Origin of the sequence: Paenibacillus sp. P46E, assembly GCF_001909095.1 — a bacterium.
Lineage (GTDB): Bacteria > Bacillota > Bacilli > Paenibacillales > Paenibacillaceae > Paenibacillus_AQ > Paenibacillus_AQ helianthi.
The window spans coordinates 60,161-83,856 of record NZ_LVYZ01000001.1 but is presented as its reverse complement, the minus strand read 5'-3'; the positions used below and the strand labels follow the sequence as shown (position 1 = coordinate 83,856).

14 protein-coding genes and 1 other annotated feature are annotated in these 23,696 nt (G+C 50.6%); of the genes, 5 read left to right on the top strand and 9 right to left on the bottom strand.

Annotated elements, in window-relative coordinates; all coding sequences use genetic code 11:
* Window positions 1-160: 160 nt before the first annotated feature.
* Window positions 161-2,605 carry a phenylalanine--tRNA ligase subunit beta gene (pheT, locus tag A3849_RS00340; RefSeq protein ID WP_074109642.1) on the bottom strand — a complete coding sequence of 815 codons (2,445 nt, stop codon included), beginning with the start codon at window positions 2,603-2,605 and terminating at the stop codon, window positions 161-163.
* Between the two features lie 349 nt (window positions 2,606-2,954).
* Window positions 2,955-3,989: a phenylalanine--tRNA ligase subunit alpha gene (pheS, locus tag A3849_RS00330; RefSeq protein WP_074109640.1), complete on the bottom strand. Its 1,035-nt coding sequence runs from the start codon at window positions 3,987-3,989 to the stop codon at window positions 2,955-2,957.
* 65 nt (window positions 3,990-4,054) lie between these two features.
* Window positions 4,055-4,341 (bottom strand) — a binding site (T-box leader).
* 292 nt (window positions 4,342-4,633) lie between these two features.
* Between pheS and A3849_RS00325 the strand changes: the two genes are divergently transcribed.
* From A3849_RS00325 to A3849_RS00300, 5 genes are all read left to right on the top strand, one after another.
* Window positions 4,634-7,267 (top strand): hypothetical protein, encoded by a 2,634-nt coding sequence (locus tag A3849_RS00325; RefSeq protein ID WP_074109639.1) that lies wholly within the window; start codon window positions 4,634-4,636, stop codon window positions 7,265-7,267.
* 62 nt (window positions 7,268-7,329) lie between these two features.
* Complete coding sequence (locus A3849_RS31975; protein ID WP_083613300.1) at window positions 7,330-8,835, top strand: efflux RND transporter periplasmic adaptor subunit; 1,506 nt, start codon at window positions 7,330-7,332, stop codon at window positions 8,833-8,835.
* Window positions 8,832-9,527 (top strand): ABC transporter ATP-binding protein, encoded by a 696-nt coding sequence (locus A3849_RS00310; RefSeq protein ID WP_074109638.1) that lies wholly within the window; start codon window positions 8,832-8,834, stop codon window positions 9,525-9,527. Before A3849_RS31975 ends, A3849_RS00310 begins: the two co-directional genes overlap by 4 nt.
* Window positions 9,528-10,700 (top strand): ABC transporter permease, encoded by a 1,173-nt coding sequence (locus tag A3849_RS00305; RefSeq protein ID WP_074109637.1) that lies wholly within the window; start codon window positions 9,528-9,530, stop codon window positions 10,698-10,700.
* Between the two features lie 588 nt (window positions 10,701-11,288).
* On the top strand, window positions 11,289-12,893 hold the full coding sequence (locus A3849_RS00300) for a diguanylate cyclase domain-containing protein (RefSeq protein WP_074109636.1): 1,605 nt from the start codon (window positions 11,289-11,291) through the stop codon (window positions 12,891-12,893).
* A gap of 78 nt (window positions 12,894-12,971) precedes the next feature.
* On the opposite strand, the gene pulA is transcribed toward A3849_RS00300, so the two are convergent.
* The 7 genes from pulA to A3849_RS00265 all read right to left on the bottom strand — a co-directional run bounded on the left by pulA (window position 12,972) and on the right by A3849_RS00265 (window position 23,679).
* Entirely contained in the window at window positions 12,972-15,368 is a 2,397-nt protein-coding gene (pulA, locus tag A3849_RS00295; RefSeq protein WP_074109635.1) for a type I pullulanase, read from the bottom strand.
* A 557-nt stretch (window positions 15,369-15,925) separates the two neighbouring features.
* Window positions 15,926-17,638 (bottom strand): phosphoenolpyruvate--protein phosphotransferase, encoded by a 1,713-nt coding sequence (ptsP, locus tag A3849_RS00290; protein WP_074109634.1) that lies wholly within the window; start codon window positions 17,636-17,638, stop codon window positions 15,926-15,928.
* Window positions 17,631-17,906, bottom strand: coding sequence for an HPr family phosphocarrier protein (locus A3849_RS00285; protein WP_074109815.1), 276 nt, complete (start codon window positions 17,904-17,906; stop codon window positions 17,631-17,633). Before A3849_RS00285 ends, ptsP begins: the two co-directional genes overlap by 8 nt.
* A gap of 101 nt (window positions 17,907-18,007) precedes the next feature.
* Window positions 18,008-20,071 carry a glucose-specific PTS transporter subunit IIBC gene (gene ptsG, locus A3849_RS00280; RefSeq protein ID WP_074109633.1) on the bottom strand — a complete coding sequence of 688 codons (2,064 nt, stop codon included), beginning with the start codon at window positions 20,069-20,071 and terminating at the stop codon, window positions 18,008-18,010.
* 268 nt (window positions 20,072-20,339) lie between these two features.
* Entirely contained in the window at window positions 20,340-21,209 is an 870-nt protein-coding gene (glcT, locus tag A3849_RS00275; RefSeq protein ID WP_074109632.1) for a glucose PTS transporter transcription antiterminator GlcT, read from the bottom strand.
* Between the two features lie 150 nt (window positions 21,210-21,359).
* Window positions 21,360-22,976 (bottom strand): hypothetical protein, encoded by a 1,617-nt coding sequence (locus tag A3849_RS00270; RefSeq protein ID WP_074109631.1) that lies wholly within the window; start codon window positions 22,974-22,976, stop codon window positions 21,360-21,362.
* Window positions 22,969-23,679: an ABC transporter ATP-binding protein gene (locus A3849_RS00265; protein WP_074109630.1), complete on the bottom strand. Its 711-nt coding sequence runs from the start codon at window positions 23,677-23,679 to the stop codon at window positions 22,969-22,971. Before A3849_RS00265 ends, A3849_RS00270 begins: the two co-directional genes overlap by 8 nt.
* Window positions 23,680-23,696 lie beyond the last annotated feature (17 nt).

Here is a 23,696-nt window from a genome sequence, read left to right as displayed (position 1 = left end):
GGTATCCCTGCTCCTATTGTAACGTCATTTATTCTCTTTTGCCAAAAAGCCGTTCATTTCATAGATTCTGCCGGTAACCGCCGTAGCCCCAAGAGTCAGAAAAAAAGCCGCAGCGAACTCCGTTTGTAAATGGATTCGCTGCGGCTTTGCACAATTCCTGCTACTTTCTTAATTCTGCACCAAAAGTTTGCTGAAGTGCAGAGACGACCCTATCATGCACTTCTACAACCTCTTCGTCGGTCAGGGTATGATCGGTATGGCGGTAGAGTAGTGAAATGGCCACGCTCTTCTTGCCGCTCTCCATCTTGCCGCCGGTGTACACATCAAATACCTGAACATTCTGCAGCAGAGTTCCGCCGTTCTCACGGATGGAAGCCAGCAGGTGGCCTGCAGGCACTGCAGAATCCACCACAACGGCGATATCCCGCTCCATGCCCGGGAAGCGCTGTAGCTCAGTGTACTGTATATTGGTACGTGCGTTGCTGTAAAGCGGCTCAAGCAGCAGTTCGGCCACGTAGGTATCTTCCAGATCCAGTCCGCGCTGCAGCTCTGGGTGGAGCTGCCCAAGCGTTCCCAGCTTCACTCGCCCTTCAGTACCCTGCAAGTATATCGATGCTGAACGACCCGGGTGGTAATCCTCAGGAGCATCTCCTTCATAAACCACACTGTCCGCAAGGCCGAAGTGGTTCAATACAGTTTCCAGCGCACCTTTCAGGTCGAAGAAGTCCACAGGCTGTACGGCTACATTCCATTGCTTGGACGCACGGCTTCCACTCAGCAGAAGTCCCAGCACCGGCAGCTCACGGGGCTGGCGGGTGAGCTGCTCTTCATCTGTGAAGAACACATTCCCGATTTCGAACAGCGCCAGATCACTTTGACGGCGGTTCGTGTTGTAGCGGGCGATTTCCAGCAGCTGTGGAATCAGACTGGTGCGCAGCACACTGCGCTCCTCGCTCATTGGCATCGCCAGTTTGACAGAAAGCTTGCCTTCAGCAAGTGCCGGGAAAAGCTTGCTTTGCTCCGGCTGAATGAAGGAATACCCCATAACCTCCTGATAGCCCCCATGTGCCAGCAGACGGCGCAGTTCACGGCGCTGGGACTGCTGGCTGGTCAGTGCTCCAGGTGTAGTCACACCTTCAATCAAAGTTGTAGGGATATTGTCATAGCCGTATAACCGGGCGATTTCTTCAATCAGATCGACATCATAACTGATATCACCGCGTCTTGTCGGAACCTGCACCTCTACGAGCCCCTGCCCCGCATCTCCGCACTTGAAGTGTAAACGGCTGAACAATGTCTTCACTTCGAGCAGTGACAGTTCTGTGCCGAGATAACGGTTAAGCTTCTCCATGGATAAGGTGAGCACCTTCTCTTCGGCAGTCCCTGTCCCAGCCTGCACAATACCCTCGTGCACAGAACCTCCGGCATAACGGGCAATCAGGGAAGCTGCACGGTTCAATGCAGAGATCACGGCATTCGGATCGACTTCTTTCTCGAAGCGCAGGGAAGCTTCGGAGCGCAGACCCAGCTGACGTGAGGTTTTGCGGACCGTCCCGCCATCGAACTTGGCCGATTCCAGTACAATATTGATGGTTTCATCTGTTACTTCAGTCTGCAGTCCGCCCATAACTCCGGCCAGACCCACAGCCTTCACCCCATCGGCAATTACCAGCATTTGCGGCTCCAGCTTGCGCTCCTGCCCGTCAAGCGTGGTCAGAACCTCGCCATCCTTGGCAAACCGCACCCCCAGTATACCGCCTTCTACTTTGTCTCCGTCAAATGCATGCAGCGGCTGTCCGTACTCCATCATCACATAGTTGGTGATGTCCACGATGTTATTAATCGGACGGACCCCCGCAGCCATCAGGCGGTTCTGAATCCAGAGCGGGGATGGGGCAGTCTTCACTCCGGCAATGTAGCGAACCGAATAATTCGTGCAATAATCTTCGTCCTCTATCCGGACGGAGATGGAGTCGGAGGCCGAGCCGCCCGATTCTACCAGATCAGCTGCCGGATCAGGCAGGTTAAGCTCACGTCCGAGAATTGCGCTTACTTCGTAGGCGGCACCAATCATGCTTAGACAGTCTGAACGGTTAGGCGTCAGATCGAAGTCGAGAACTTCATCATTCAGATCGAGCACCTTTAGAATGTCCTGACCGATTTCGGTGTCCTCAGGCAGCACCAGAATGCCCTCCTGCAGTTCCTTGGGCAGCAATTTATCGTTCAGCCCCAGCTCCTTGGCGGAACAGATCATCCCCTGCGACAATACGCCGCGAAGCTTGGCTTTTTTGATATCCAGACCGGGCAGCTTGGCACCCACCAGTGCTACCGGAACCTTTTGTCCAGCAGCCACGTTCTTGGCTCCGCAGACAATCTGCAGATCCTCCTCTTGTCCTGCATCTACAATGCATACATTCAGCTTATCGGCATCAGGATGCTTTTCTTTCGATTTGACATAGCCGACCACTATGCCGGAAAGGCCTTTGTTGCGGCGCTCCACACCATCGATCTCGATGCCGGCGGTCGTAATTTTCTCTGCCAGCTCATCTGCGGTAACGCCCTCAAGCGATATATAATCCGTGAGCCAGGAGGTTGATACTTTCATGTTCGCACACTTCCTTTTGTTTCAGATGTATTTATCTACGTGCCGGATTTACTTGCTGCGCCGAGAGGAGTCTGTTAAGGACTTGGCTCTGCAATTCCTTCTTCTAAAATTCCTATTAATGCAGTCACTGCGATAAACATTTGGACTTCCGATCGCTGTTATCCTCAGATTTCATGATTTGAACCGCTTCTCGCGGTAGAAATCCGAGGATAAGGGCGAACGCTGGCGCTTCTCCAGTTCCAAATTTTCTCTCCGTTCCTTTTCGAATAGTCCTTTTTATGAATCCGAAATCGGAACCCAAATCCAAAACGCCTTCCATTCCCCGCCCAGCCTCTCACCCGCCAAAAGTCTAAATTCCCTTGAACTGCTTCACAAAAGCCATATCATTCGTGTAGAAATGACGGATGTCATCGATTCCGTACTTCAGCATCGCTATCCGTTCAACACCCATACCGAAGGCGAAGCCGCTGTACTCGGCAGGATCATAACCGCCCATCTCCAGCACGTTCGGGTGAACCATGCCGGCGCCGAGGATTTCCAGCCAACCGCTCTGCTTGCACAGACGGCAGCCGTCTCCACCGCATTTGAAGCAGCTCACATCCACCTCAACACTCGGCTCGGTGAACGGGAAGAAGCTTGGACGAAGGCGGATGCCCGCGTGCGGCCCGAACATTTCTTTGGCAAACTGCTGCAGCGTGCCCTTCAGATCGCTCATGCGGATATGGCGGTCAATCACCAGACCTTCAATCTGATGGAACTGGAAGGAGTGGGTTGCATCATCATCATCGCGGCGGAATACCTTGCCGGGACAGATGATTTTGACAGGGGCTTCGCCCTTCATGGCCTGCATGGTGCGGACCTGGACCGGTGAAGTCTGCGTGCGCATGAGGATATCCTCCGTCACATAGAAGGAATCCTGCATATCGCGGGCCGGATGATTCTTCGGCAGGTTGAGCGCTTCAAAGTTATAGTAATCCGTTTCCACCTCTGGCCCTTCCGCTACCTGGTAGCCCATGCCGATGAAAATATCCTCTATCTCCTGAACCACCCGGCTCAGCGGATGAATCCCGCCTTCCGGCAGACTGCGGCCCGGCAGAGTTACATCCACTTTTTCCGCATTCAGGCGGTTTTGCGTCTCCTGCTGCTGGAAGGCCTCCTGTTTGGCTTCGATTATTTCCTCAATGGCGCCCCGAACCAGATTGGCTACCTGGCCGATCACCGGGCGCTCCTCCGCGCTGAGTCCGCCCATACCGCGCAGAACCTCTGTAAGTTCACCTTTTTTACCCAAGTACTTTACACGCACATCATTCAGAATCTGCGGATCGGTAACTTCCTTCAGCTTCGCTAACGCTTCGACCTTTAATGCTTCAAGCTTTTCTTTCATGGCCGTATACTGCCCCCTTATCATGGTGTTGTCCTATTTGCAACAAAAAAAGGCCTTTCCTCCCGGTAAGGGACGAAAAGACCGTGGTACCACCCTTGTTAGACTGTCTGATGAACATCCCTAATCGCATTATCCCTGCTTTCGGCATGACTAAGACCTATCTCACTTTAGCAGAAATAACGGTCTGCGGCCGGTTTCCCCTACGCATTCCATCAAGCATGGCTTGAAAGAAATTCAAGGAACTGCTCCGGAGTGAACTTCGGCAGCTCTGCTTCCTAGAAACGCTCTCAATCAACGGCGTCTCCTCCCTGTAAGCCAGGCACTGCGTACTCTTCTCCATCACTGCATTTATCATGGATGCTGCTGGATCAATCGCATCTTCTGCTTAAGAAGATATGTCTATATATTATATGCAAAATTAGCCGTTTTGACAAGCGGGACAAATTCAGGCCAATTTTTTATCTTCTTTTAAGCTTCCCTTAAGCTTCAAGGCGTATTTCAGGAATCATTTTCAGCGGGCGTTCAGCCGGATTTGATATTTTCCGTTTCAGCGAGAAAGATAAGGAACATTTATTGGGCGAAGGATATCCATTCTTATCTTTTTAGAAAAGGCTGGCAAAGGTTTTATACAAGGAGGTAAATTCATGCACAAACGAAGAAAGTCTTATGTTCTGCTATTGCTCAGCACATTTGCCGTAAGTACAGTTCCTTGGATGGCCGGGACAACGGCTTCTGTCGCTTCTGCAGCTTCAAACACAGCCACAGCAGCAACTGCCGCGACGGAAATTTCCACACTATCCAAGCTAAGCTCCATCAAGCTCGGGACTACACTTAGCGTGAAGCTGAGTGATATCGGTATTTTCAGCCAATCGGGGGGAAATATCCTTACGTATACGCTGACCTACTCCAACTCTGCAAGCAGTAGCGTAAATATGGCCAATTATTTCTCCAAAGTAGTCACTTCAGGTGGAAGCCTCATTAAAGGAGTTGCCGTAAGCGCTGATGCCTCCAAGAAGAAAATCGCCGCTAAGGAGAATACCAGTGTTACATACTACGCAAATGTCGGAACTTCCACATCGGTAAAAGGACTCAAAATCAACCTGTACGGCTGGAATTTTAGTGCAGCCAATTTCGAACAGCGGATAGGCACGTTCACGGTTCCTGCCCATTATTCTCTATCTGCCCTCCTGGGCGAGAGCAAAAAGGTGGAGCTGGGCAACATTCCAGTCATAAGCAAAGCGGAGTCCCTGCAAATCTACAAATATAACGGCAAGGTATATGCCAAGGTTGGAATCAGCCTGACGAATCTGGGAACAAAGGTGCTCACGGATCCGGGTTACAACCTATATCTGAGATCCTCAGGAGGATCTGTGTTCACACTCGCACTGGACGGGAGCAGTTCGGAGTACAAGCTCCAGCCGCAAGAGAAAAAAACACTCTACTATATGGCGGAAATCCCTTCTTACATGAACCTTACCAGTATGACGCTGCAGATCACCAAGATGGATGAAGCACTTAAGCTGCCGCTGCCTGTAGTCTCTTATACTCTTCCTGCCGCGAAAACCGCAGATTTCACTGTGGCCGCAGGGTACACCAGAAAGGTATTGGTCAACAGCAACATTGTAGATATGCAGCTGCTGAAGTCCAGCGTCTATGCAGAGAATGACAACGGAATATGGACTTATCAGTTTCGGGTAAAAAATACCGGCAGCAAGGCGGTCACTTTGCCGGTCTATGAGCTTTCGGTCAAATCTGCGGAGGGCTATGCCTTCCCGATTACAACAACAGCCTTTAACAGCCTGACCCTGAAGCCGCTGGAAGAAAAGCTGATCACGCTTAGTGCAAGCCTCCCGCTTACGCTCGCCCAGGACAAGCTTCAGCTGCAGTTGATCGCACCGGCCAGTGCTGACAATGCGGATAAAGTTATTCTTCCGGTTGCCTATTTCAAAATCCCATACATACTGGAAGGCAACACACATGTTCTCTCGGAGAATGGTATAACGAATAATTACGGCACGTTTGGGGTCACCCTTCAGTCCCTGCAGCGGCTGCCATGGGGTAATGAGGATTTAGTCCTGGCCAGATTGAGCATCCGCAACTCTACGTCCAAAACAATCACTCTGCCAAAACTAAGCGGAATCCTCAAGGCGGATCAAAGTGATCTGACTTCTTCTACCCAGACATTCATTGACAACGATATGACCACTCTGGCACCAGGTGCAAGCACGCAGATCACCTTGCTGGCGCATGTCCCTTACACCCTGGATTACAGACAGACCAAGATCATTCTTCAGGAAACGGATGGACAGGATATATCACAGTTCCTTACCCTCAGTACAACGGACGGAGCGATTACCAGTCTTGCGCCGCTTGCCGCAGGTGAAGCTTACCATATTGCCTCAACCGGTAAAAAAGCCAGCGTGAAGGAACGTATGTCAACGGTCTATAAAGGCAATGCCTACAAGCTTATTTACACTGAGGTAGAAATGAACAGTGAAGAATCACGTCAGGCAGACCTGTCCAGGCTCTACGCTCAGTTTAGGACAGCAGACGGACAATATTTTGAAGCTACCGCCAACCAGTCAGCACTTGCCACCAGTCCCGCAGGCAAAACCCTGATCACCTTCTGGACCAAAGTACCTTCCACCGTTAATACGACCGGACTGCAGCTCTATGTGGGCCAAGGGGTCGCCGGCGGGAAACTGGCTACAGCAGGAACCGCTGCTGCCGGATATGTGAATGTCGCCGCTGTGCCGCTCAACCCTGCAGATGTGACAGCCCAGTCCAATCTGCTTCACATTGCGATGTTCCCATATTCGCTTAGTGTCTCCTCGACTACAGGCAGCATGACGGCAGGCAGCAGCAATATCAGTGTGGCAGTCAATTATCTGCTGTCCCAGGATATTTCCTATCAAATGGGCAGCTATGAGCATAAACTGGTTCTCCGTTTCACAGATCCTTTTGGACAGCAGTTTGATAAGACGCTTGCGGTCGGAACTGACTTGACCGTTGGAAGCCAAGGTACGTACACCACAACCTTCAGCAGCAATCTGTACCAGACTCTGGGAGGAGGCACTTATAGCATCACCTTGTTTGATGAGTTTCAGGGAGAACGGATTCAGCTAGGGAGCCAGAGCTACAGCCTGGAGGTGACGGTTAAAGCGACTGCGACTGCTTCGGCAACTCCAACTGCAACTGCAGCTCCAACTGCAACTGCATCTGCGACCCCTACACCAACACTTTCTCCTTCCCCCACACCCGGGGCTGACGGCAGTTAAGAAGGCTCCTGAAGCAAGCTGGGCCTGAAGCATTATATATTGAACCAAGATGGAGGACCGGAATGAAAAAAAAGAAAACCATTATCATCGCCACAAGTGTCGTAGCCGTCGCCATTGCCGGCATACTCACTTACATGCTATGGCCTGACCAGAACAAGGCTGTCAATGCAGCACCACTGAATACTGCAACTGTCACCAAAGGAAATATCCTGGTTGGTGTATCGGGGTCAGGCTCCGTCTCAGCAATTAACAGCGAAAGCATCCGCACCAAAGAAGCTGGGGAAGTAGATCAGGTTCTGGTGAAGAAAGGCGATGTCATCAAAAAAGGTGATGTGCTGATCACTTTTGTGGCAGCCGATATGGGCGACAAGCTCAAGGAGGCGGACAAGTCCCTGGAGAATCTGAAGACAGAGCTTGAAAACAAGCAAGAAAACTACAAAACGCTCGCGATGAACAACGCGACAGACGAAGAGCTGGATTCTGCAAAAACGGCCATCGACAAAGCGAAAAGCGATATCCAGGACCAGCAGGACTCCATCGCTGACATTCAGGAGGACATGTTGCCTCCCGATCCGTTGACCGCTCCAATTGACGGTACGATTACCGCAGTGAACATTACGGAGGGGGAACAGGCCCAGAATGGTACAGAGCTATTGACCATGAAAGACTATGTAAATCTGAGCGTTACCGTGCAGGTAGATGAGCTTGATATCCCCAAGGTAAAGCTGAATCAGGCGGCTACCATCACGCTGGACGCTCTGGGGGATAAAGAGTTCACCGGGAAGGTGATTGATATTGCCAAGGAAGGTACCTCGTCCAACGGTGTCTCACTCTTTGACGTTACCGTGGGGCTGAGTAAATCGGAGGGCGTGCTTGTCGGCATGTCAGCGGAAGTAGCCGTCACTATCGAAGAGAAAAACGATGTGCTCACTGTTCCCGTTGAAGCGGTCACAGAAATAAACGGCAAATCCTTCGTCAGTGTACCTTCTGATGCAGCAGGCACCGGGGCGGCAGGAAGTAGAGCTGGCGGGCAAGTGCCAAACGGGCAAGCACCAAGCGGCCAAACCGGCGGGGGCCAAGCCGCTGAAGGGCAGTTGCCTGGCGGGAGGCTACCGTCTGGGGGTCAAGTATCAGAAGGGCAAGCGCCTGTGGGCGGTTTCCCTCGAGGCAGCTCGGGCTCCGGCGGACGAGGCGGCATAGGTTCCGGATATGGCCAGGCCGGCACCAGAAACGGCTCAGGCTTCGGTGCTTACGGCCAGGCTGGAGGACGAGGCGGTTCGGGTATAGCCACAGCCTCAGGACAGAAAAGAGTTGCTGTTGAAGTGGGCATCCATGATGAGAGCAGCATTGAGATTGTCAGCGGCTTAAGCGAGGGTGATGAAGTGATCATCCCGACTGTAATTTCAACAGGCTCATCTTCCGCGGCACAGCCGCAAGCCGGAGGTATGACTGGCGGATTTGGCGGCGGTATGTCTGGCGGTATGTCCGGAGGCGGTTTTGGCGGCACTGGCGGCGGATTCAGCGGTGGCGGCATGTCTGGCGGCGGCGGTGGAGGTGGCAGCCGATGAGCTCCGCTGAACCGCTGATCCGGGTTGAAAACATGGTTCACCGATATATTATGGCCGGGGAATCCATGACCATCCTCAAAGGTCTGACCTTCACGATAGATTACGGCGAATTTGTCGCTATTATCGGGCCCTCCGGCTCCGGCAAATCTACGCTGATGAATATGCTTGGCTGTCTGGACGTTGCCGGTGAAGGAGATTACTTCCTGGATGGCAAGGAAATCCGCAAGCTGTCGGATAACAAGCTGGCACAGATCCGTAACGAGAAGATCGGATTTATTTTTCAGAACTTCAATCTGCTGCCGAAACTGTCGGCCATCGAGAATGTGGAGCTTCCGCTAATCTACCGTGGACTGCCACACCGGGAGCGGCGTGAGATTGCCCGGAATTCTCTGGTTCGGGTCGGGCTTGAAGAACGAATTCACCACCGCCCTTCCGAATTATCCGGAGGCCAGCAGCAGCGCGTAGCTATTGCAAGGGCTCTGGCAGGTGCCCCGCCCATTCTGCTTGCCGATGAGCCTACCGGAGCCCTGGATGCCAAAACCGGACAGGAGGTCCTCCAGATGATCCGTGAACTCAACGAACAAGGCCACACCATCATCCTGATTACGCATGATCTGGAGATCGCCCAGCAGGCCAAACGAATCATCCGTATCCAGGACGGTAATCTCGTAGAGGATCGGAGGAATGCCTGAATGATGCTTTTCCAAAGTATGAAAATGGCTATTAAAAGTATCCTCAGCAGTAAAATAAGAGCTTTTCTTACCATGCTTGGGATTATTATCGGCGTATCTTCAGTGATCGCGCTCGTATCCATCGGCCAGGGAACTACTTCCCAGATCACTGAATCGCTGAATTCGCTTGGAACCAATCAATTGACGGTAAATATAACGGGTCGCGGGGCCACAACTTCGCTAACCTATGAGGAAGCACTGGCTCTTGGGGACATCGAGGGTGTGGACGGGGTATCACCAGTGATCAGCGGCAACATTACGGCCAAGAACGCAGCGGAGAATACCACAGTATCCATTGAGGGAATTACCCCGGCTTATGAAGATGTCCAGGACTTCCATGTCCAATCCGGCCGTTTTCTCCTGGATATCGATACGGAGTATCGGCAAAAGGTGGCTCTTATCGGCTCGGACACTGCAGAAACTTTATTCGGCACAGAAGATCCTGTAGGTCAAAAGGTACAACTGAACGGACGAAGCTTCAAGATTGTCGGGCTCTTGGAATCAAAGGGCTCCAGCCTGGGGGGTTCCAATGATGAAAAAATTCTGATCCCCATCTCTACTGCCGAGCGTTTCCTTCAGAGCAAGGGGGTACGATCGATTACTATTACCACGACCTCTGCTGATAATGTAACCGACGTCAAGGCGAAGTTAGAAGCTGCTCTGGACAAAAAATTCAGCTATGCCGACAAATCCTACTCTGTCTTTGATTCACAAGAAATGCTGGAGACCGTTTCGGCAACAAGTGATACGCTGTCGATGGCTCTCGGAGGAATAGCCGGCATCTCTCTCTTTGTCGGGGGCATTGGCATCATGAACATCATGATTGTCTCCGTCAATGAACGGACGCGGGAAATCGGTATCCGCAAAGCGATCGGCGCCAAGAAGCTCAATATTCTGATGCAGTTTATGATCGAGTCTATTGTACTCAGCGGGTTTGGCGGTTTAATTGGCGTCGGATTGGGACTAGGCATCAGCTGGGCGGTTGGACATTACACCACAATGAATGTCGCCACCTCCTGGAATATGGTGATCGTCTCATTTCTGTTCTCTTTGTTTATCGGGGTTGTATTTGGAATGATGCCTGCCAACAAAGCGGCAAGAATGCGCCCCATCTACGCCTTGCGCAATGAATAAACGATAGCTGGTTCTACCCATACATCTGCAAAGACATACAACCGTAAGCCTCTTTTTTGGGAGGTTTGCGGTTTTTTCGCCTGGAATGCTGCGTTATGCCTATGGCCCTGGACCCTTCTCTGCGGATTATTAATCATATAGGGTATCGTTTGCGGTAAAGTTGGGTAATAGGACTCAAGGGCTGGAATATCTAGAAGGATGCAGGCTATACATAATCTTTTTTATAAAAAAATAAGGATTTATGTTTCGCGACCATAAATCTGAGAATTCAAGGCAAATCTCCCCCGGATCACGGATCTGAACCTGAGCCGAAGCATCCGGAGTCTGGAGATTATTAAGTTATACCCACCTATTCCCAGGCAATTGCTCAACATAAGTGCTTCCTTTATACTGATGAGAAGAAACTTCGATCATACCGGGAGATCCCATTCCCGCCACCTTATTCTTCCCCTGCTCTGTATGACTCGTATGGATCACAATCTCTTCATTATCCTGCTCACACAAGCAAAAGGTCCACTTATGGATAGATTTAGCAGTAATTAGACAGTATTAAAGAATACTTAATAGTTTTTGCAGGGGGTGGATGAAGTGGCAGGTTTTCCCGAGATCAAAAACACACGCAGACTAATCCTTTTATTTGCCGCTATCTCCGTTCTTCTGGTGGGTATCAGTATTGCTTCCCTCCTATATTTAAACAACACAATGAATAAATTGTCCGCTTCTTTATATAACGATGTGTATCAGAATTCCGAGCTTATTCTAAATGCTGACCGTGACCTGTACCAGTCTGCCTTGGCCCTCCATACTGCTATAAACGCAAACATAACCAGTGAGGAGCGCAGCAAACTGTCCCAGGATTTCGAAGAAAACAATGCCCAGGCGAAGCAGCGTCTAGGCATGGCCAGCTATAATATCAACTCCGTGGAGAATCCGTTCAGCGGAATGAAGCAAAGTGAACGGCTGCTTACTCAGCTGAAAGAAGTCTTGGAAGACGTCGATGGCCCTTTTCAAACCTGGAAGGATACAGGCAGGGATCTTATCTCACAGCGGGTCCAGAGCAACTGGAACCCCAAATCGTTCTCTCCACTCCAAACCAATGCTCTGCTGGGGCAGGTCCGGGGCCCTCTGGACCAATCCGAGCAATTGATTGACGACTATGCACGGCAGGTAACTCAGGAATTCCGGGATAAAAAAAGCTCACTGTTCGCGTTATACTCCCTATTCCTGTTTTTGCTGGTACTCGTTATTATTTATCTCTGCCGTAAGCTGATTACCCTTCAAAATGAAATGCTTGAGGAGAAATCCCTGTATCATTTGATTGGTGAGACGATGTCCGACTTTATTATTTTGACGGATCCTAACGGGTTGGTCTTGTATGCCTCCCCTTCCCATTCGGGCCTGCTCGGTTATATCCCGTCCAAAGGTGCTCCGCTCTCCAATTATATCCGGGAGGCGGAGATTACCTGGGCGAAGCTCAAAAGTGTGGTACAGGCCGCCCCGCGGATTTCCGAACTGCGCATGCGTTCAGTAGAGGGACACTGGGTATGGCTTGAAACGAAGGTTACTCCAATTAAGGGCAGCGGTGCTTTTCCTGCACAATTTATGCTGGTATCACGTGAAATCACCCAGCGGAAGCAACATGAGGAACGTCTGCACAAGATGGCCTTTTATGACCACCTGACGGCCATTCCTAACAGAGCCCATTTCAAAATGTACATGGAGAATCTGATCAATCAGCCCGAGGAACGCAAACAGAATATTGCGCTGGCCCTGCTCGATTGTGACCGCTTCAAGCAGCTGAATGACACACTTGGCCATCTGGCCGGAGATGAATTCCTGCAATTGCTCTCACGTGAGCTGCAGCAGACCGTCAAGGGATCCGGCCAGGCGTTCCGGATCGGAGGAGACGAGTTCGCCGTGGTGCTGCACCGCTTCACCAGCCCTGAGATGCTCGATGAGATTCTGGACCGGCTGCTGCAGCTTTTCAATAAATCCTGGTCGATCAACCAAGGCTCCAGCTTCCATACTTCAGCCAGCATAGGAGTATCGCTATACCCGCAGCACGGCAGCAGTATTAATGAATTGCTCCGGGCCGCCGACCTGGCAATGTACCGCTCTAAAAATCACGGCGGCAACGAAGCCAATCTGTACAGCGAGCTTGTAGATGAACAATATTCCAACCAGCCCAAATAAACTAATCGTGCAAGTAAAAAGAGCTATTCTGACGGCCCCCTGGCGGGTTGCCGTACAGAATAGCTCTTTTATTGTACCTTAACTGGTGAGCTGCAGCGGATCATCCTTCCCCCCGCTGTTCTCCTGCAATCGTTCGCGGATCGTTACCTTAATCAGCTCCTGGCTGCCGGAGCAATCAATGAAGCGGTCTGCGGACCCATCCTTCTCTTCCCAGTCATTCAATCTTAGAATGTAGCCTACCGACACAGTTTCCGGAAGCACTTCGATCCGCGCTACAGCATGGCCATTTTCCATCTGCCGGAAATCGCACTGTCCGTCCTGGATGCCTGTACCCCACACCCATAGGTTCCAGCCCCGGTAATCACCATCCGGGCGTTCATAATGGATTTCAATGATTTTGGACCTTGGCTCAGGCTGACCATATTTATCATAGAGAACCATCATAGACAACCCTTCAAGCTCTACCTCTGCACCCTGGACAGTACGGAAGGCATCTGTTCCTGCAGAGGTATGATCCACAACGATATTCCAGCAGCCATCTGTTTCGGGTAGCTTATGGCTGATCGGCCCGGGATTTGCATTAAATATCACCACGATATTGTTCCAAACGTCACCACCGGCGTTATTCTTGAGCAGATAGGAGACCACACCGCCGTCACAGCGGAGGAATTCCAGCGAACGCTCGATCTCCTGGCGTCCATGAAGCCGGAAAGCCTGATGGTTGCTCCGCAGCGCAATGAGTCCTTTGTAGTACTCAAAGACGGGAAGGAACTCCGCTTTGTTCTCCCAACGGATGGCATTGATCGCATCGGGGCTCCGGTAGCTGTTGTGGTCACCGTATTTACTGCGCAGGAATTCATCACCAGCTTGCAGAAAGGGAATGCCCTGTGAGGTCAGGATGATCCCGCTTGCCAGCAGAGACCGCCTTACAATCTCATCACTGAGAATATCCTGCCGGTCAACCGCGAAGTAGGGATCAGCATCGGCAACGGCTGCTTCCACCGCACCGCCGTTCTTCAGCCGTCCATTCTCCAGTTCCGGCAGTTTGGCCGCCTGGCGTAGGCCCTGCGTGGCAAGTACCTTATCCCACAGATTCAAATTATCGTGTGCAGTTACATAATTCACCGTTTCCACCGGGGAGTCAGTAAATTCATGAATGGCTCCCTTGATCCCGGAAGCAATCGCACCTTCCTTACCGTATTCCCCGGTTACAAAGCCTTTGCCCCAGCCATCACTGTCGCCTTTGATCGCAGACCGGAAGTTGTCATTGAAGACCGCATATCCTTTGCCCTTTTGCACACCTTTTAGTGTTTTGGTAGCTAGTGGAGAATCCCCGCCGGTCCAAGGCTCACCGTAGAGCAGCAGATTCGGGTTGATCTTGAGACGCAGTTCTTCCGTTAGTTCACGCATGGTTACACTGTCCATCAGTCCCATGAGATCAAAACGGAACCCGTCAATGTGATATTCGGAAGCCCAATAGGCCAACGAATCCTTAATATACTTGCGGACCATCGGCCGCTCCGTGGCTAGCTCATTGCCGACACCGGAACCATTGGAGAGACGGCCGTAATAGTCATGCCGGTAGAAATAATCGGGAACCAGCGGCTGAAAAGGCCCTTTTTCCACAGAATAGGTATGATTGTATACGACATCCATAATCACGGAGATTCCTTTACTATGCAGCGCCTGCACCATTTCCTTCATCTCACGAATGCGGGTTCCCGGATCTGACGGATTGGTGCTATACGAACCTTCCGGCACGTTATAGTGCTGAGGATCATATCCCCAGTTGTATTCGGTGAAATAAGGCTCCGTTCCCTTTCCGCTGTCCGCTCCGAGTTCATCGATGGTCTGAAAATCAAATACCGGAAGCAGATGCACGTGGGTAATGCCCAGCTCCTTCAAATGATCAATGCCCAGTGCATATCCCGCAGAATCTCTTAGCCCGAATTCAGTAAACGCCTTGAATTTACCTTTATGCAGCATACCGGAGTCCTCTGACGAAGAGAAATCCCGTACATGCAGCTCATAGATCACAGCATCAGCAGGATGAAGCAGAGCAGGGGACCGATCTGAGACCCAGTCTTCCGGATCGGTGCTGCGCAAGTCCACGATGGCTGAACGCATACCGTTGGCCGACACTGCCTTTGCATAAGGGTCCGCTGCCTCTTTAAACGTTCCGTCTTCAAAAACGGCACGATACATATAAAACTTGCCTTTCAAATCCCCAGAGAGACCGGCCTGCCAGACCCCGCCCTCTTGACGCTGCATATTCACGATACGGCTGTTGTCCCTGTTAGCGAAGTTCACGGTTTCTGTGCCATTCCCCCCGGTATCATACAAAACTAGTGACACGGTGAAGGCTGTTGGCACCCATACTTTGAAAAGGCTGAAATCCGCAGTATAGGTCAATCCAAGATCATTTCCGGAATAGATCTCTATTTCTTTCTCTGCATTTATATACTTGCTGTTCATTCATGATCACCATCCCAGTGTTCTCCCCAGTTGCGGAAAACGGATCTACTTCTACTATTATCCAACTATTCCCACATCATTTAAAATAGATACTTGCACGGCTTTGCAAGCGGAGCATCCGGAGTACAGTCTTGCTCAGGTTCCACCCATGACTTGGCTTAACATATTATATGTAACACGATGTTCACAAGTTTGGGTCCAACAGCCTATTCTGTTGTCTATACTTCCTATATCGGTAGTAATGACTTCCCAATTAAGCTTATCAAGCGAAAGCCGCTATTCTATCGGAAGTATAACCTGCTATGGATTGGATAGCTACTGTAAATTGATGTTATGTACTAACTCATAGCCTATTATATCCTTCTGACGAAGCTGCACTGAATAATGTTACAACTGCCAATAACAACAGCAGTGGGTTCTTGCTAAGCTGTTAGCAAGAACCATCCAAACCCTGCAAGTATAGTGACAAGCAAAAAAACGGCCCCCAAAAGGAGGCCGGCATAAAGTAGTTGGAAAAGTAGACTTGCTAAAAAACGGAGTAATGCTTAAAGCAACAATTAATTCACACTGCTCTGCACAAGTGCGGCAACTTCCTCGGCGGTACCGAGCTGCAGCGCTTTTGCTGCCATTTCCTTCATGTCTGCAGCAGAGAGCTTGGAAATCTGGCTCCGTGCCGGGAGGATGGAAGTGGCGCTCATGCTGAATTCATCAAGGCCGAGTCCCAGCAGCAGCGGAATCGCCGTGCTGTCGCCAGCCATTTCACCGCACATGCCGGTCCATTTGCCTTCAGCATGCGCAGCATCGATTACAATTTTGACCAGGCGCAGAATGGCTGGATTGTATGGCTGATACAGGTAAGATACCCGTTCGTTCATCCGGTCTGCAGCCATTGTATATTGGATAAGGTCATTGGTTCCGATACTGAAGAAATCCACTTCTTTGGCGAACTGGTCAGCCAGAACAGCGGTCGAAGGAATCTCCACCATAATGCCAAGCTGAATGTTATCAGACACTTCCTTGCCTTCTTCGCGGAGCTTGGCCTTTTCCTCCAGCAGCAGATCACGGGCTGCACGGAATTCGCCGAGTGTAGCAATCATAGGGAACATGATCCGCAGATCACCGTGGGCACTTGCTCTGAGCAGTGCGCGGAGCTGGGTGCGGAAAATGTCCTGACGGTCCAGACACAGGCGGATCGCCCGGAAGCCGAGGAAAGGGTTCATTTCCTTAGGGAGATCCAGGTACGGCAGTTCCTTGTCACCGCCGATATCCAGTGTGCGTACAACAACCGGCTTGCCGTTCATATTCTCCAGCACTGTGCGGTAAGCATTGTACTGGATTTCTTCGGAAGGGAGCTTGTCGCGGCCCATGTACAGGAACTCCGTCCGGTACAGGCCTACGCCTTCGCCGCCGTTCTCGATTACACCGTTCACATCATTTGGTGTACCAATGTTGGCAGCCAGCTCCACATGCTTGCCGTCAGCGGATACGGTCGGCTCGTCGCGGAGCTTTTTCCACTCAGCGATTTGCAGATCATAGGCTGCCTGCTTAGCTTTGTACTCCGCTACTTCAGCATCACTCGGGTTGATCAGAACATCACCATTCAGACCATCCACAATTACCAGATCTCCTGCCTTCACTTCGGACAGTACGTTCTTGGTGCCGACTACCGCCGGAATTTCCAGGGAGCGGGCCATGATGGCCGAGTGCGAGGTGCGTCCACCGATATTCGTCGTGAAGCCCTTGACAAAGTTGCGGTTCAGCTGTGCTGTATCGGAAGGCGTCAGGTCCTGGGCGATAACAATAACTTCCTCACTGATCTCGGCAGGACTGACATAATGGATACCCAGCAGGTGGTTCAGCACCCGTTTGGTCACATCGCGCATATCGGCTGCGCGTTCCTGAAGGTACGCGCTTTTCATATTTTCAAACATCTCAATAAACTGAGTGGCAACTTCATTTAAGGCATAGTCCGCATTAACCAATTCCTCACGGATTTTGTCCATTACAGGGCTGATCAGCTCAGGATCTTCCAGAATCAGCAGATGGGATTCAAAGATCTCCGCTTTCTTCTCGCCCAGTTCAGCGAGGGTGCGTTCCTTGATGCTCTGCAGCTCGGCTTTGGACTTCCCCAGCGCGTCTGTCAGTTTGGCAACCTCCGCCTCCACATCGCTTATAGCTGTTTTCGTAATGGTATAATCCGGATGTTCCAGGATAAAGGCACGGGCTACGGCAATACCTGCTGAAGCCGCGATTCCTGAAATTTTACTCATGCAGCTCTCCCAGCCCTTCTTTAACCATAACTTCCTGAAGTGCGCTCAGCGCTTCGGACTCTTCACTGCCTTCAGTAATCAAAGTCAGAGTATCGCCTGCTTCAAGACCCAGAGACAAAACGCCAAGGATGGACTTAAGGGTTACTTTTTTACCTTTAGCTTCTGCAAAAGCTTCGGTTTCTTTGAATTTTGTTGCCGTATTTACCAGCGCTGTTGCCGGGCGTGCGTGAATTCCGTCTTCGTCGATAATTCTGAATGTTTTTTGCATGATAATATCCAACTCGCTTTCTGTTCATATAGGATTTGTTTTTTTATGGTGAAGGCTGCGCTCCCTTTAAGTATAAAGGAAGCGCTGCCTCATTGCACATTTTACAGGATACTGATGATATCCTTGTCGCCGATAACCACTTTACCCGGCTTCTTCAGCGTAACTGCAGAGCCTTCCGGCAGATTGGAGAAAATGACTGGTGAAATTACGGAAGGCGCATGAGCCTTAACGTACTCCAGATCAACCTCCATAATCGGCTGTCCTGCGGCTACCAGATCGCCTTCTTCGACCAGGATTGTGAAACCCTGACCTTTAAGCTTAACCGTATTTACGCCGATGTGAACCAGTACTTCCTTGCCGCCATCGGACATGATGCCAATCGCGTGCTTGCTTGGGAAGACGTTGAACACTTTACCGTATACCGGTGAAGCAATCTTACCGTCGTCTGACAGGAACGCAAAGCCGTCACCGGTCATCTTCTGGGAGAACACCGCATCCGGCACCTGTGTAATATCGAGCAGCTCCCCGTTGACCGGAGATACGATATCCTCAGGAATAATCGCTGCGCCTTCTTCTCCTGCCTTTTTCTCCAGCTCAGGCTGCGGAGCAGCTGCAGCTGGTGCGGCGGCTGGAGTTCTGCCGTTCATCACATCCTGAATCTGTGATTTGATCGTATCGGAACGGGTTCCGAAGATCGCCTGAACGTTGTTGCCGACTTCGAGCACGCCTGATGCGCCAAGCTTCTTCAGACGGTTCTTATCCACGCCGGCCTTATCTTTAACTTCTACACGAAGACGTGTAATACAAGCGTCCAGATGAGTAATATTTTCTTTACCGCCCAGTGCAGCCAAAATGTTGCGCGGCAGATCATCACCGCTTCTGGATACATTCTCTGTGCTTATTTCCTCTACATCGTCGGAAGGATCTTCACGTCCCGGTGTTTTGAGGTTGAACTTCCGGATTACAAAGCGGAATCCAAAGTAATAAATAACCGCAAGCACAAGACCTACCGGAATAACCAGCCACCATGCTGTACGGTTCGGAATTACACCGAACAACACATAGTCGATGAAACCGCCGGAGAAGGTCATCCCGATTTTAACATTCAGGATGTGCATGGTCATGAAGGACAAGCCGGCAAATATAGCATGTACTGCGAACAGCAGCGGAGCTACGAACAGGAATGAGAATTCCAGTGGCTCAGTAATCCCGGTCAGGAAAGAAGTCAGGGCCGCTGAAACCATCAAACTGCCGACAACCCGCTTATTCTCAGGTCTGGCTTCATGATAGATCGCCAGCGCCGCTGCAGGCAGACCGAACATCATGAACGGATATTTACCGGTTGTAAAGGTACCCGCTGTGAAATCCACGCCGTCACGCAGCTGCTGCATGAATATCCGTTGGTCACCGCGAACGAGATCCCCGGCCTTATCGACATAGCTGCCGAACTCATACCAGAACGGCGAGTAGAAGATGTGATGCAGACCGAATGGAATCAGGGAACGCTCGATGACCCCGAAGATGAAGGCCGACAGCGTCAGGTTCGTGTTGATCATACTCTGCGATACATAGTTCAGACCGTGTTGAATTGGCGGCCAGATGATCGTCAGTGCAAGCCCGAGAAGCAGGGAAGTGACTGCCGTCATAATTGGAACAAAACGTTTACCCGCAAAGAAGCCGAGATAGGACGGGAGCTCTATACGGAAGAACCGCTTGTACATAGCCGCTGCTAGTATCCCGACCAGGATACCGCCGAAGACACCGGTCTGCAGGGTTGGAATCCCAAGTACACTCGCATAGGCGAAGTCCTGCTTGCTCAGCACCCATGCATTAATGCCAAGCACGGTTCCCATGGTCACGTTCATGACGAGGAACCCGATAATAGCCGCAAGTCCGGCTACCCCTTCACCGCCGGCAAGCCCGATGGCTACCCCGACTGCAAAGAGAAGTGACAGGTTACTGAAGACAATTTGTCCCGAATTCATCAAAACATTGGCAATGGCTTGAACTACATTATTCTCCAGTGCCGGAACGTATTGGAGGAAGTCAGGGTTAACCAGCATGTTACCGATCCCAAGGAGCAAGCCTGCCGCAGGCAGAATGGCCACTGGAAGCATAAGCGCCTTACCGACCCTTTGCAACACACCAAACAGTTTTTTGAACATTGAGGTCACTTCCTTAAGTGTTAATTTCGTTCAAACAGAAGCCAAAAAAGGCATGAGCAACACAGCATACAGGTTGTTCCTCTAACACAAGGTTAGATTACCCCGACTTGGGGCTGGACAACCAAAATACTGTAAATCACTCATGCCTGATCGTATCAGTTACACGCTTTGTATTCTGTTTAGTTTAACCAGGAATCATTGTAGCACCGTTCTTTTGAACATGCAAGCACAAAAATAACCCCGAAAACAGGGTTATTTGTTTGGATTCTTACTCCGGAAGTTCCATGTCTGCTTCATCCTCTTTTTTCTGGGCCAGCCGCTGCAGATGAATCGTCAGGTAGCTTACCTCAGCCGCATACACCGGAATGTGCACCCGCTGCTCAATGACCTTAGTCAGCTTCCAGGCCAGCATATACATCTCGGGGTATTCGCGTTTCATTAGTCCATCGAGCGATGAGGTCTCCCGCACAGTCTCCCCCCGGCGCAGCCGCTCCAGGACGAAACGCAGATGGGTCACGAGACGGGAATAATCCAGCGAGTCTCTCGGGATATGATAATCCAGATTGTCTTCCACCAGGTTCACCATATCACCGATCAGCAGGGAATGCTGCTTGACCTCGGAGATATGCCGGTTGCTAAGTGCGCTGACAATATGCAAGGCAACAAAACCAACTTCATCCGGCGGCAGCTTTACCCCCATCGCCGCGTTAATCCGTTCCACCGCATACTCCGCCAGGTTGTATTCTTCCGGATAGATTTCTTTGGTTTCGTACAGAAACGGATTATGAATGGCTATATTCTGCTCGTTTCGGCGGATGGCGAACGAGATATGGTCAGTAAGCGCTATATGGATATGCTCATTCAGCGGCTGGCGGCTGCTCTGCATAATGTGCAAAACAATCTCCTGCATGACCTCTATGAGCTTCTCTTCGACCTGGGGAACTAGCTGCTTATATTGTTCCTGTTCCTCCTGGTTGCGGAGAATAAACATCTTCTCCACAGAGGACAGATTAATCCGGTCGCGTGTTTTACGGTTAAACCCGATGCCCTTGCCAATGACAACCACTTCGGCATATTGGGGATGCTGGGCGATTATCACATTATTATTGAGTACTTTCGCTACTGTTATGCTGCTCACTACGTACACCTCTTCGAATTACGGATTTCGAACTTAAGCAGCAAATATCTTAAAATAAGACTAAACACCATTATACTTAATATTCATTCTAAACATCAAGCTATAATACATGTTTTTTAGTCCAGAATCAGTAAACAACAGCGAAAGTAATTATTTCACCCGGAAGGTCTTTGCCGCATATCTGTAGACCAGGAACAAGGCAATCAGCACATAGGCAACAGAAACAAACAGCACCGTCACCGCAAAATGGGCCGGGGTACTCTGAAACTGCATGCATATAATGCCCACACCTAGAACAATACTGTTCATGATACTGAAGAACGGATTCTTCACGTTCAACTCTGTGCTGTAGGGCTGAAAGATGTAGTACATAAACAAATGATGCACGGAAAAAAACAGCGACAGGCCAAGAATTGCACCGCTGAAAATCAGCGTGTCCGTCATTCCCCAATTTTCCCCCGATAAGAGAATGAGCACATTTACTACCACACAGATCGCTGCGGCTGGAATCAGATTAAGACCACTGATGCGAAGCAGTCGAACGCGGAAATTGCTCAGGACTGCAGACCGCTCACGGTAAAAGCCATACCGCAGCAGACTAAGGTCGCAGTTGAAGAACATCGCCTTGCATACCCGCTCCCCAATAGAGGTGAAACTCATGACAATGACAAGCATAGGCAGAGCGCTCATTATATACTGAACCAGATTCGAGAATGTATCCGGCGCAGTTAGCAGAATCAGCAGACCGGCTGCAAACAGTGCGCCAATAATCAACAGACGCCGCTGGATGGGTTGAATCAGGAAGCGTCTGTGCCGGGAGAAAAAGATCGCGTTCAGGTAGGCATAGCCGGTTTTGTCCGCAAATTGTCCGGGCCGCAGCTGATTGGATGTAAAATCCTTCTCTTGGGTCTCGACCTGCTTCCTATTTGCCTCTTTCATCATCCGTCCCATATCCAGCAGCGGATCATCAATCTTGGTGACCGCGTCCACTGCGTTACGGTAGCCGGGATACCTGCCGATATACAATGCAGACAACGCTCCTAGGACCACAAGCGCCACACTCAGGGAAAGGTTGAACAACACTCCATCCATATCCATCAGCGCGTTTCCCCTGTACAGAGGCACAAATGCCAGCAGGTACCCCACTCCAATGGCGGACCAGACCAGACCGTTTTTTTTGACCAGTACTATTTCTCTCGTATCAAATATCCACAGATGGAGTGCTTCACCGGCAATACGCCATAGTGAGAGCAGTAAGGACAGAAGCACTCCTTGCCAGAGCGGTGCGCTATATACATGAGCAAATACCATCATCGCAGGCACAAAATAAATAAAAAAAGTCAGGGCTCTGAGCGTCAGGACAGCATGCATGTACTTGTCGGCGGGCAGCCTCATCAGCTTGACACAAATATATTTATCCCGCTTCGGTTCCAAAATAATGGCGTTGGACACAGTGCCCACCCCAAAACTCAGCAATACAAGCACTTGCAGGTACAGATCGTATTGCTCAGGAAGCGTAAGCTCCTTGGCAGCGAGAACGACAGGCAGATACACAATAAGCCCCAGGTAGGCAAACTTGGTCAGGAAACCCCAGATGATTTTCAGAATAAGGGCCACTATGGTAAAAATCTTCTTCAGGGAGGTCCGGGAATACACGCTGTCATTTACCAGTTTGCCGACCAGAGGTAATCTCCCAAAATAATACAGCAGACGGTTCGCACCCGAGGCCCCCCGGATCTGCATAATGGTGTTCAGCGTGCTAATCATGTTCGCCGCCATCCTTCAGCAATGCAATAATCCGTTCCTCAAACTCAGGACTATGCAGGATGTCTGCAGGGATCTCTTGAAGCACGCCATTGTTCAGCACCACAAGCTCATCGCACAGATCGGCGGCAAGCTGCAGAATATGGGTGGAGAAAATAATAATATGATCCTGCTTCATCTCACGGAGCAGCTTCTTGATCTCCAGCGCCACCACTACATCGAACGAAGTAAGCGGCTCGTCCAGCAGAATCAGAGGCGGGCGGGTGATGATGAAGCACAGCATCTGGATTTTGTTCTTCATGCCGTGAGAATAGCCTTTGATCAACCGGTGGCGGTCCTCTTCTTCGAAACGGATGATATCAAAATAGTCCCCGATGGTTTTGCCCGGCTGGATTTTATCCCGGTTGATGTCCATATAGAATTTCACAAACTCATAACCTGTCAGAAACTCCGGGAGAATGGGCAGCGAAAATACATATCCGATCTCCTCTTCGAGCAGCGGCAGGCTGACTTCATCTCTTCGCAGAAAAGCGCCTCCGCTGTCCATGCGTGTTTCTCCGCTCAGGCAGTTGAACAGTGAAGTTTTGCCGGCACCGTTGCGCCCCAGCAAGCCGTAAATTTTACCTTTTTCAAATGTAAAATCGATGCCTTTAAGTACAGATTTGTCATCAAAGCTTTTGCGGATATTATCCAGAATCAGCTGCATATGGCCTCCCTACACTT